The sequence below is a fragment of the Pseudonocardia sp. KRD291 genome (assembly GCF_019263595.1).
In the GTDB taxonomy this organism is placed as follows: domain Bacteria; phylum Actinomycetota; class Actinomycetes; order Mycobacteriales; family Pseudonocardiaceae; genus Pseudonocardia.
This window is the reverse complement of record NZ_JADQDD010000210.1, coordinates 1-11,199: the sequence shown is the minus strand read 5'-3', so window position 1 is coordinate 11,199 and position 11,199 is coordinate 1. Positions and strand designations below refer to the sequence as shown.

General features: G+C 73.9%; 11 protein-coding genes and 1 pseudogene. 7 read left to right on the top strand and 5 right to left on the bottom strand.

Annotated features, from left to right (window positions below):
• A pseudogene (locus tag I4I78_RS23640) lies at positions 1 to 252 on the bottom strand (hypothetical protein); the annotation flags it as partial.
• Between the two features lie 75 nt (positions 253 to 327).
• Between I4I78_RS23640 and I4I78_RS23635 the strand changes: the two are divergent.
• The gene (locus I4I78_RS23635) at positions 328 to 921 is read left to right on the top strand and encodes a TetR/AcrR family transcriptional regulator (protein WP_218613674.1); all 594 of its coding nucleotides are present in this window, start codon (positions 328 to 330) and stop codon (positions 919 to 921) included.
• Between the two features lie 9 nt (positions 922 to 930).
• Here the strand turns inward: I4I78_RS23635 and I4I78_RS23630 are convergent, their stop codons facing one another.
• Positions 931 to 2,568, bottom strand: coding sequence for an alpha-keto acid decarboxylase family protein (locus tag I4I78_RS23630; protein ID WP_218613673.1), 1,638 nt, complete (start codon positions 2,566 to 2,568; stop codon positions 931 to 933).
• Between the two features lie 101 nt (positions 2,569 to 2,669).
• Here I4I78_RS23630 and I4I78_RS23625 point away from each other — a divergent pair, with 101 nt between their 5' ends.
• Complete coding sequence (locus I4I78_RS23625; RefSeq protein ID WP_308252309.1) at positions 2,670 to 3,146, top strand: Lrp/AsnC family transcriptional regulator; 477 nt, start codon at positions 2,670 to 2,672, stop codon at positions 3,144 to 3,146.
• Here I4I78_RS23625 and I4I78_RS23620 read toward each other — a convergent pair.
• A complete protein-coding gene (locus I4I78_RS23620) occupies positions 3,143 to 3,616 on the bottom strand; it encodes a GbsR/MarR family transcriptional regulator (protein WP_218613671.1) in 474 nt (157 codons plus the stop codon). The genes I4I78_RS23625 and I4I78_RS23620 overlap by 4 nt on opposite strands.
• A 121-nt stretch (positions 3,617 to 3,737) precedes the next feature.
• Here I4I78_RS23620 and I4I78_RS33940 point away from each other — a divergent pair, with 121 nt between their 5' ends.
• A complete protein-coding gene (locus I4I78_RS33940) occupies positions 3,738 to 5,306 on the top strand; it encodes a GMC family oxidoreductase (RefSeq protein WP_218613670.1) in 1,569 nt (522 codons plus the stop codon).
• Positions 5,303 to 6,448: a M20 family metallopeptidase gene (locus I4I78_RS23610; protein ID WP_218613669.1), complete on the top strand. Its 1,146-nt coding sequence runs from the start codon at positions 5,303 to 5,305 to the stop codon at positions 6,446 to 6,448. The genes I4I78_RS33940 and I4I78_RS23610 overlap by 4 nt, the downstream gene beginning before the upstream one ends.
• A gap of 1 nt (position 6,449) precedes the next feature.
• Here the strand turns inward: I4I78_RS23610 and I4I78_RS23605 are convergent, their stop codons facing one another.
• A complete protein-coding gene (locus I4I78_RS23605) occupies positions 6,450 to 6,674 on the bottom strand; it encodes a DUF397 domain-containing protein (protein WP_218613668.1) in 225 nt (74 codons plus the stop codon).
• A gap of 111 nt (positions 6,675 to 6,785) precedes the next feature.
• Positions 6,786 to 7,640, bottom strand: a complete 855-nt coding sequence (locus tag I4I78_RS23600; RefSeq protein ID WP_218613675.1) for a helix-turn-helix transcriptional regulator — start codon at positions 7,638 to 7,640, stop codon at positions 6,786 to 6,788.
• 266 nt (positions 7,641 to 7,906) lie between these two features.
• Between I4I78_RS23600 and I4I78_RS23595 the strand changes: the two genes are divergently transcribed.
• The 3 genes from I4I78_RS23595 to I4I78_RS23585 form a co-directional block, all read left to right on the top strand.
• On the top strand, positions 7,907 to 8,743 hold the full coding sequence (locus I4I78_RS23595) for an SAM-dependent methyltransferase (RefSeq protein ID WP_218613667.1): 837 nt from the start codon (positions 7,907 to 7,909) through the stop codon (positions 8,741 to 8,743).
• Positions 8,744 to 8,842: 99 nt separating this feature from the next.
• Positions 8,843 to 10,093, top strand: coding sequence for an FAD-dependent oxidoreductase (locus I4I78_RS23590; protein ID WP_218613666.1), 1,251 nt, complete (start codon positions 8,843 to 8,845; stop codon positions 10,091 to 10,093).
• A gap of 88 nt (positions 10,094 to 10,181) precedes the next feature.
• On the top strand, positions 10,182 to 11,199 hold a 1,018-nt coding region (locus tag I4I78_RS23585), incomplete at its 3' end, for a serine/threonine-protein kinase (RefSeq protein ID WP_218613665.1).

Below are 11,199 nucleotides of genomic sequence, written 5' to 3'. Positions count from 1 at the left end.
CACCGGGCCGCGCCATCCGGCGAGTGCGTCCGGATCCCCGGGCAGCCCGTAGGCGCCCCGGCGGGTCCAGAGGTCGGTGTTGTTCATCGCGGACGCGGTGACCCGGACCAGCAGCTGACCCGGCCCCGGCACCGGGACCGGCACCTCCCGGACCTGCAGCACCTCCGGCCCGCCGAAGCCGGTCAGCACCGCGGCCCGCATCACGGCGGGGACCTGGTGGTCGGTGGGTGTGTCGTACGTGGGCTGCGCCATGCCGTCTCCTAGTACACTGGTCTGTGAAGTTCGAGCGTAGGTTCACAGACCTGTGAGGGCAAGGAGGCGACGGCGATGACACCGGACCCGGACGGTCACGGCAGCACCCCGAGGCTCACGCCGGGCGCCCGGCGGATCCTCGACGTGGCCTCGGAGCTGTTCTACCGGCGCGGCATCCACGCCGTCGGGGTGGACACGATCGCCGCCGAGTCCGGCGTCACGAAGCGGACCCTCTACGACCGCTTCGGCTCCAAGGACGAGCTGGTCACGGCCTACCTGCGGGCCCGCGACCTGCGGTGGCGGGCACTGGTCGTCGCGGCGGCGGACGCCGCGCCCGACCCGGTCCGGCGGGCCCTGGCGCCGTTCGACGTGCTCGGGGGGTGGCTGGACACGAGCGATCGAGGCTGCAGCCTCGTCAACGCCTACGCCGAGCTGCCGGACCCGGCGCACCCCGCCCGCGCCCTGATCACCGAGGAGAAGCGCTGGCTGCGGGAGCTGTTCCGGGCGGCGCTCGCCGAGGCCGGCGTGCCGGACCCGGACACGCTCGCCGGCCAGCTGCTCCTGCTGCACGAGGGGGCGATGGTGACGTTCTCGGTGGCCGAGGACCCGGGCGCGGCCGCCGCGGCCCGCTCCGCCGCCGCGGCGCTCCTCGGCCACGCGTCGGCGTGACCGGGTGGCTCAGCGGCCCTGGTAGCGGTCGGCGAGTCCGCGCAGGCCGGCCGGCAGGTCGAGCGGGTGCGTCCGGACGTGCAGCACGGCGAGCCGGTCCGGGGACGCCGCGGCCCGGTCCAGGGCGGCGTCCAGCTCGCCGGGTGTGGCCGGCGCCGCGGTGAACAGGTCGACGCCGGGCGCGAACGCGCGGGCGAGCGCGCACCAGTCCCATTCCGCGACGTCGTTGTAGACGGCCTGCGGGCTCTGCAGGGCCCGCTCGATCGTGTAGCCGGAGTTGTCGACGACGACCACGATCGGCGGGTGCGGCAGCCGCGCGAGTGAGCTGAGCTCCTGCACCGTCATCTGCGCGGCGCCGTCGCCGATCACCAGGACGGGCCTGCGGGACGGGTCGGCCACGGCGCAGCCCAGGCTCGCCGGCAGCGCGTAGCCGATCGAGGACCACACCGGCTGCGCGACGACGTCGGTGCCCGCGGGCAGGGTGATCCCGGCCGCGCCCCAGGACGAGGTCCCGATGTCGGTGACGAGCCGGTGCCCGCGCGGGAACCAGCGCTGCAGGTGCGCCCAGAGCGTCGCCTGGTCCAGCGCCGTGCCCGCCTCCGGGCCCTCCGGGGCGGCGTCGGGCACGTCCCGGCGCAACACGTCGCCGTCGACCAGCTCGGTCAGGACCTCCAGCGCGGACGCGAACGGCACGCCGTCGATCACCCGGCCGGCGACCGTGGCCGTGTGCACGCCCAGGTGAATCGTGTGGGCGGGGTCGTCGCGGTGGGAGAACATGCCGGTCACGGCATCAGCCATCAGCGTCCCGGCCTCGATCATCACGTCGGCGGTGTCGACGGCGAGGATGGCGCGCTTGGCCCCGATCGTCCCGCAGTAGACACCGGCGAAGTGCGGTGACGCGGGGTCGAGCGCACCGCGGCCCGAGGTGAGCGTGACGACCGGCGACGCCGCGGCGTCGACCAGGCGCCCGAACGGGGCCACGGCGCCGGTGCGCTCGACGAGGTGTCCGGCGACCAGCACCGCGCTGTGCGCGGGCGCGAGCAGGTTCGCGGCGCGGCGGCGGAACTCCGCGACGGCCCGGGCGTCGGCCGTCGCGCGGGGCAACGGGGCGGCGGGGGCGGGCACGAGCGCCGTGGCGACGTCGACCGGTACCGCCAGGTAGACCGGGCGCAGCTCGCGCACGGCGGTGGCGAGGACCTCGTCGATCCGGGCGGGTGCGTCGCCGGCGGTGAGCACCGCACCGGCCGTGGTGACCTCGGCGTAGGCCCGGGCGAAGCGCCCGAAGTCGCCGTCGCCGAGGGTGTGGTGCAGCAGCGCGCCGGCCTCGGCGAGCGCGGACGGCGGGGCACCGGTGATCTGGACCAGCGGCACGTTCTCGGCGTAGGCGCCGGCGACCGCGTCGATCGCGCTCAGCTCGCCGACCCCGTACGTCGTGACCAGTGCGGCCATCCCGCGGGTTCGGGCGTAGCCGTCCGCGGCGTAGCCGGCATTGAGCTCGTTCGGCGAGCCGACCCACTGCTGGCGCCCCTCGGCCAGCATGTGGTCGAGCAGCGTGAGGCTGAAGTCGCCGGGGACGCCGAAGAGGTGCTCGACGCCCAGCTCACCCAGCCGCCGGGCGAGGTACTGCGCAACGGTCACGGTCTGCATGCACCCAGTGCACGTCGATGCATCGTTCTGCGCAATACTCGACTCCGGAGCTATACAATCTGCGTCATTCGGAGCGGCAACTCCCGCGGAAGGTGGTCAGCGTGCGTCCTCTCGACCGCACCGACGCGCGGATCCTGCTGGCCCTCGACGACGACCCGGCCGCCACCGTCGTCGCACTCGCGGAACGGCTCGGCCTGGCCCGCAACACCGTGCAGTCGCGGTTGCGCCGGCTCGAGGCCGACGGCGCGCTGGCCCCGCCGAGCGTCCGCGTCCGGCCCGGGCACGCCGGGCTGCCGGTGCTCGCGTTCCTCACCCTCGCGATCAGCCAGGGCGACTCCGGCACCACGATCGCCGAGATCGCCGCGGTACCCGAGGTGTGTGAGATGCACGCGATCACCGGCGACGGGGACCTGCACGTCCGGGTCGTCGCGGCGGACAACGCCGACCTGCACCGGATCACCGGGGTCCTGCTGGGCTGCACCGGGGTCGTCCGGTCCAGCACGGTGATCTCGATGGTCGAGGTGGTGCCGATGCGCACGTCGCCCGTGCTGTCCGGGCTGGCAGTGCGGGAAAGCTAGCCCCGCGCGCGGTACTCCTCGAGCAGCGCGCTCAGCCGCGCGACCATGAAGTCGTAGTAGCCGACCATCTCCCGCAGCCGGGGCCCCGCCACCGCTCCGGGCAGCGCGTCGCCGGTCACCTCGGTGCGGTGGGCGAGGTCGCGCAGCTGCTGGACCTGACGGAGCTGGTGCTCCAGGCACCCGACCCACGCATCGGCGCGCCACTCGTAGACGAAGTGCCGGGCCCCGGGCGCCTTGAACCGTGCGACGACGCCGTTGGTGATCAGCAGCCGGGTGACCTCCGACATCGCGCCGGCACTGGCGCCGACCCGGCCCTGCAGCTGCCGGGCGGTCATCGGCTCGTCGCCGAGCAGCAGCACGCCCGCGGTGCGCCCGGCCATCGGCGGCCAGCCCATCGTCGCGCCGATGACCGTGGCGAAGTCCTCGACCAGGACCTCCGCGCTCGCGGGGCGGGTCTCCGGACCGGCCATGTCGTCCCTCGTTTCGTCCGCCGCTGAACTTTCGCTATTGACTGAGAGTTCAGGGAGACCGAATAGTACCGGCCATCGGCAGCCTCGCCCGGACGTTGCCCTGTGACACGGAGGTCCACCAGTGGCGGAGAACGGCTGGGACGTCATCGTGGTGGGCGCCGGATCGTCCGGCGCGCCGCTGGCGAGCCGGCTCGCGGCGGCGGGCCGGACGGTGCTCGTCCTGGAGGCGGGCCCCGACTTCCGGTCCGTGGAGATGGCCGAGGCCTGGCGCTCGCCGAACCCGCTGCGCGCGTTGCTCGACCCCGCGGCCGGCGCGCTGGTCTGGCCCGGCCTGCTCGCGACCAGGACCGACAAGCAGGAGGCCGCGCTGTACTGGCGTGGCCGCGGCACCGGGGGCAGCTCGTCGATCAACGGCCAGATCGCCATCCGGCCGCCGATGGAGGACTTCGAGGACTGGGCCCGTCAGGGGTGCACCGGCTGGGCCCCGGACGACGTGCTCCCCTTCTTCGCCCGCTCCGAGGACGACGAGCAGTTCGGCGACGCGTCCTACCACGGTCGCGGCGGGCCCACCCCGATCCACCGCATGCCACGCGGGGACTGGGGATCGGTGGACACCGCGCTGCGTGCCGCGGCGCTGGCGGCGGGGCACGGCTGGGCCGAGGACGTCAACGCCCCCGGGGCGGGCGGCGTCTCCCCGTACCCGATCAACTCCCGCGACGGCCGCCGGGTCACCGTCAACGACGGCTACCTCGAGCCCGCGCGCGACGCCGGGAACCTGACCGTGCGCGGCGACGCGCTCGTCGACCGGGTGCTCCTCGAGAACGGCCGCGCGGTGGGGGTCCGCTACCTCGCCGGCACCGAGGTGGTGGAGGAGCGGGCGGACCTCGTCGTGCTCAGCGCCGGCGCGGTGCACTCCCCCGCCGTGCTGATGCGCTCGGGCATCGGTCCGGCCGGTCAGCTGCGCGCACTGGGCATCGACGTGGTCGCGGACCTCCCGGTCGGCGCAGGCCTGCAGGACCATCCGATGGTCGGCGTGGCGATCCCGCTGAACGACTCCTCGGCCATCCGCACCGCCGACGACCGGCACACCAACGTCTGCGTCCGCTACACCAGCGACGCACCCGACGCGCGGCCGCACGACATGATGTACGTGTCGCTCAACCAGAACCTGCTCTCCATGGAGACCGCCGACCTGCGGTTCGGCGCCGGCGCGTTCGGGGTGTGGGTCAACCAGGCGTTCTCCCGCGGGTCGGTCACCCTGACCTCCGCGGATCCGACGGTGCAGCCGGAGGTCCGCGAGGCGATGCTCTCCGACGAACGCGACCTCGCCCGGCTGCGGTCGGGCCTGCGGGCGCTGGTCGCGATGGCCCGGGGCGACGAGGTGACGTCCATCTCGGACGGTCCGGTCGACCGCGTGAACGCACACCTGCTGTCCATTCTGGACGACGACGCGCAGCTCGACGACCACCTGCTGGCCACCGCCGCCGACGCCCAGCACGCCACCAGCACCTGCCGGATGGGCGACCCGGCGCACGCGGACACCGTGCTCGACCCGGACTGCCGGGTCCTCGGCGTGGACGGGCTGCGGGTCGTCGACGCGTCGATCTTCCCGTCCGTCCCCCGCGCGAACACGAACCTGGCCGCGATCATGGCCGGCGAGCTGATGGCGGCCCGCCTGGACCGCTCGTGACCGGGGCCGCTCCGTCGGTCACCGACGCGGTCAAGCGCGACGTCGACGCGCGGATCCGGGCCGGGCGGGCGGAGCTGCTCGGGCTCTCGCACCGGATCCACTCCCACCCCGAGCTCGCGTTCGAGGAGACCCGCGCCAGCGCCTGGGTGGCCGAGGCGTTGGACGCGCACGGTCTCACCGTCGAGCACGGTTGCTACGGCCTGCCCACCGCGGTACGCGCCACCGTCGGCTCCGGCCCGCGCCACGTCGGCATCTGCGCGGAGTACGACGCGCTGCCCGACATCGGGCACGCATGCGGGCACAACGTGATCGCCGCCGCGGCGGTCGGCGCCGCGCTCGGGCTGGCCGGTGTCGCCGACGACCTCGGGCTGACGGTGACCGTGCTCGGCACCCCGGCCGAGGAAGGCGGCGGCGGGAAGGCGCTGATGCTCGAGCGGGGCGCCTTCGACGGCCTCGACGCCGCGATGATGGTGCACCCCGCCGCCGTCGAGATGGCCGCCATGCCCGGCTCCGCGGTGTCGGTGTTCGACGTGGCATTCCGCGGCACCCCCGCCCATGCCGGCGCCTACGCGGAGCGCGGGGTCAACGCCGCCGACGCGATGACCGTGGCCCAGGTCGCGATCGGCCTGCTGCGCCAGCAGACCACCGGGACCGACCGGATCCAGGGCGTCGTCTCCGCGGCCGGCACCGCCGCGAACGTCATCCCCGACCTCAGCCGGGGCCGTTGGATCGTGCGCACCGAGACCCTGGACGGGCTCGCGCCCCTGACCGCACGCGTCCGGCGCTGCTTCGAGGCGGGGGCGCTGGCCACCGGCTGCGACCTGGAGCTCGTCCCGGCCTGCCCGGACTACGCCGACCTACGCCCCGACGCCGGCCTGCTGAGCCTCTACCGGGCCAACGCCGAGGCCCTCGGCCGGACGTTCCCGGCCCTGCCGGCGGGCGGGGTGGTGGGCGCGGCCACCGACATGGGCAACGTCTCGCACGTCGTGCCCACCATCCACCCCATGCTGGGGCTGGACTGTGCGGCGGTGAACCACCAGCCCGAGTTCACCGCGGCGGCCGTCACGCCCACCGCCGACCGGGCCGTCGTCGACGGCGCGGTCGCGATGGCCTGGACCGCCGTCGACCTGGCCGTGTCGTGACTCAGGCGAGGTCGTCGAGCTCGCCGTTCTTGATCGCCCCGAGGAAGGCGGCCATCTCGGCGGCCGGGAAGGCCAGCACCGCGCCCTGCGGCTCGCGCGAGTTGCGCATGGCCACCGCCCCGCCCGTCGTCGCCAGCTCGACGCAGTTGCCCTGGTACCCGCTGCGGCGGCTCTTGCGCCACGCGAGGCCGCCGGAAACGTCGTTTGCCGGGTGCATCTGACTCATGCGAACGCCCACCTCAACTGCATATGCATCGCCATTCGGTCGTGCACAAGCTAACAGGGGGATCCACGGGGAACCGGTCGAGACCGCTCGTCGGCGACGGGCGGGCCGATTTCAGCGCTCGGCGCGCACCTTGGTCAGATGCTGCTTCGTCTCGTCCGGGCTCAGGGCGTCGATCGTGAGCCGGTCCATCACCCGGGTGTAGGACTCCACGTCGGCGCGCCGGTCGAGGTAGGTCGCGCCCGTGTGCTCCTCGAGGTAGACGAGGTCGGGAAGCTCCGGCTCGGCGAAACGCAGCATCGTGAACGCGTGCTCGGCCGCGTACCCGCTCAGGTCCCAGGGCAGGATCTGCAGCACGATCGACGGCGTCGAGGCCAGCTCGAGCAGGTGGTCGATCTGCGCGTTGAGCACCCGCGGGCCGCCGACCGGCCGGTGCAGCACCGACTCGTCCAGGACGGCCCAGAACGTCGGCCCGTCGCGGCGCTGCAGGATCCGCTGGCGCCCCAGGCGCAGCGAGAGGCGGTGCTCGGCCTCGGGGTCGTCGGCCGTGTCGGGGCGCCCGCCGCTGACCGCCGCGCGGGCGTACTCGGGAGTCTGCAGCAGCCCGGGGACGAACAGCAGCTCGTAGGTCTGGATCCGGGCGGCGGCGCTCTCCAGCCCGACGAAGTCCTCGAACCAGCTCGGGATGACCTCGTTGTAGCGCTGCCACCAACCGTTGCGGTTGCTCTCCGAGGCCATGCTCAGGACGTGGCCCCGCTCCGGGCCGTCCGGGAGACCGTAGAGCGTGAGCAGGTCGGCGACGTCGCGGTCCTTGAACCCGACCTTGCCGGCCTCGAGCCTGCTCATCTTCGAGTCGGACCCGCGGATGTGGTACGCGGCGTCGCCGCGCGAGACGTTCGCCCGCTCGCGCAGCCGCTTGAGGTGCACCCCGAGCAGGATCCGGCGCGCCGTGGGTCCGGCGTCGTCCATCTCCTCGTCGGCCGGGGTCTCCTGCGACGGGTTCGAGGCCACGGGGGCTCCTGCACTGTCGGTCGAGGCATGATCGCGCCCGGCGACCACGAACGACCGGTCACCGGGCCATAGGACCGTACACCGCGGTCACCGGACGTGTCTGCGACCTGATCTTCGGTGACGGCGCCACGCCCCGCCGCGGCGTCGGCCGCGAGGGGCCCTCGCGCTAGGGTGACCGCCAGGCGACGACGGCCCGTCACCGCAGGTACGACGTGAGGACGACCATGGCAGCGACCCCGACGGACGGTCGTACCCCCAGCTATGTCGATCCCAGCAAGGCGAGCATCGCCCGGGTCTACGACTTCGCGCTGGGCGGCAAGGACAACTACGAGATCGACCGCGAGACCATCAGGCAGGTGGAAGCGGTGGCCCCGGAGGCCAAGCTGCTCGCGGTGGAAAACCGCGGGTTCCTGATCCGGGCACTGCGCTTCCTGTCCACCCAGACCGACGTCACGCAGTTCCTCGACTGCGGTTCCGGCCTGCCGACAGCGGAGAACACCCACCAGGTCGTGAAGCGGCTGCAGCCCGAGGCCCGCGTCGTCTACGTGGACAACGACCCCACGGTCGTGGCGCACGGGCGCGCCCTGCTCGAGGACGACGAGAACACGATGTTCAGCCCGGCCGACATCTTCGCTCCGGAGAAGGTGCTCGGTGACCCGGGCGTGCAACAGTTCCTGGATCTCTCCCAGCCCGTCGTGCTGATCCAGAACGGCACGCTGCACCACTACGACGACCCCGCGCGCTCGCCGCAGAGCATCATGGAGTCCTACGTCGACGCGCTGCCGTCCGGCTCCTACGTGGTGATCGCCCACTTCTTCGACCCCGAGGACGGCGGTGCGGACAGCGCGCTCGCGCGCCGTCTGGAGGACGTGTTCGTGCACAGCCCGATGGGCAGCGGGATGTTCCGCACCCGGGCCGAGATCGAGGGCATGTTCCCGGGCCTGGAGATGGTCGAGCCCGGGATCGAGCTGTGCGCGCAGTGGTGGCCGGACGGCCCGCTGCTCAACCCGCTCGCGCCCGCGCAGCGGTGCATCGTCGGCGGCGTCGGCCGCAAGCCCTGACCCGACCCTCCCGGTCTCCTGTCTTGACGCGCTGACAGGCCGGGTCCACACTCGCCCCATCAAATTCATCACGCGATGAATATCGGGGAGTTGACGGAGATGGAACGCACGACCTGCTGCGTGATCGGTGGCGGCCCGGCCGGGATGATGCTCGGGCTGCTGCTGGCCCGGGCCGGGGTCGAGGTGACGGTCCTGGAGAAGCACTCCGACTTCCTGCGGGACTTCCGCGGTGACACCGTGCACCCGACCACCCTGGACCTGCTCGACGACCTCGGCCTGGGCGAGCGCTTCGCCGCCCTGCCGCAGAGCCGGCTGACCGAGGTCGCGTTCCCGGTCGACGGGCGGCAGACCATGCAGGTCGTCGGCGACATGACGCGCCTGGGCAGGTTGCGGGTCCGCCACCCCTACATCGCGATGGTCCCGCAGTGGGACCTGCTCGACCTGCTCGCCGACGCGGGACGCGCCGAGCCGACGTTCACGCTGCGGATGGACACCGAGGTGACCGACCTGGTGCGCGAGCACGGCCGGGTCACCGGCGTGCACTACCGCACCACCGACGGCGGCACCGGCCGGATCCGGGCGGACCTCACGGTGGCGTGCGACGGCCGCGGATCGACCGCCCGCGCCGGGTCGGGCCTTCCGGTCACCGAGTACCCGGTGCCGATCGACGCCTGGTGGTTCCGGCTGCCCCGGCACCCCGAAGAGACCGCGTCGGCCCTGTCCCCGAGGATCGGCGACGGCCGGTTCGCCGTCATCATCCCGCGGGAGGGCTACTTCCAGATCGCCTACCTGGGCCGCAAGGGCACCGACGCGCAGCTGCGCGCCCGTGGGGTCGAGGCGTTCCGGGCCGACCTGGCCGAGCTGGTCCCGGAGTTCGCCGACCGGATGGACGCGATCACCTCGATGGACGACGTCAAGTACCTCGACGTCCGCCTGAACCGGCTGCGGCGCTGGCACACCGAGGGCCTGCTGTGCATCGGCGACGCCGCGCACGCGATGTCCCCGATCGGCGGCGTCGGGATCAACCTGGCCGTCCAGGACGCCGTGGCCGCGGCGACGCAGCTGGCCGGGCCGCTGCGCGAGGGGACCCTCGCCACCCGCGACCTGGCCCAGGTCCGCAACCGGCGGCTGCTCCCGACCGTCCTGGTCCAGGGGCTGCAACGGCTGATGCACCGCGCGGTCGCGGTGCCCGCGCTCGAGGGCCGCCTCGACGGCCCACCCGCGCCGATGATCGCGCTGATGCGCCGGTTCCCCGCCGCCCGGATCGTCCCGGCCTACCTGATCGGGGTGGGGTTCCGGCCGGAACGCGCACCCGCGTTCGCCCGGCGCCGGCCGGTACCGGCGGGCTGAGACCCGGCGAGCCCGGCAGGCGACGCGGTCCGACACACGGTCGGTCTACTTGCCGGGCGATGCCGGGTGCGGCCGTTAGGCTTTCTGGGTGACCTCCGGGACTCCCGAACTCCCCGGGCTGGCCGATCTGTCGCCGCTCGGGCAGGGAGGGCTGGCCGACGTCTACCTGGCCCGCCAGATCCACCTCGAGCGCTGGGTCGCGGCGAAGGTCTTCCGGGTCACCCTCGACGACGAGCAGGCCGCCGACCGGTTCCGCGCCGAGTGCCGGGCACTGGGCCGGATCGACCAGTACCCGAACATCATCACGGTCTACGACGCCGGGGTGCTGCCCGACGGCCGTCCGTACCTGATCTCCGAACGCTGCGACGGCTCGCTGGCCGACCTGGTCTCGGTGCGCGGGCCGTTGCCCGCCGAGCGGGTCGCGGAACTGGGGCTGACCGTGGCCCGGGCGCTGCGCCACGCCCACTCGGCCGGGGTGCTGCACGGCGACGTCACCCCGCAGAACGTGCTGCTGCGCTCCAGCGGGGCCCCGGTGCTGGCCGACTTCGGCCTGGCCGTGCTGCGCGACCAGCGCACGGCGACCGCGGCCGGGTTCACCCAGGCGCACGCGGCCCCGGAGACCCTCGGCGGCACCCACGCGATCGACGAACGCAGCGACGTCTACGGCCTCGGCTCCACCCTGCACGCCGCGCTGACCGGCCGGGCCCCGTTCCCGCGCGAACCCGGCGAGGACGATCCGGAGTACGTGGACCGCGTCCGCACCGAGCCGGTGCCCGAGCCCGACGGCCCGCCGCCGCTCACCGGCCTGATCCTGGCCATGCTGTCCAAGGACCCGGCGCGGCGGCCCGGCACCGACGAGGTCGTGGAGACGCTCGGGACCCTCGTCGCCGAGGACGCGACGCAGGCGTTGCGGATGCCCGGCGCCTCGACCGCAGGCTGGACCGGGACCGCGCGATGGACCGGTCCCGGCGACGCGGCCACGCAGGCCGCCCACGTCGGTGGACCCGCCGAGCGGACCCGCCTGCAGCACGGCCCGCAGCGCACGGCCGCGACGACCGCCGTCCCCCGCCCGCGCCGTCGACGCCGCGGGCTCCTGGTGGGTGTGC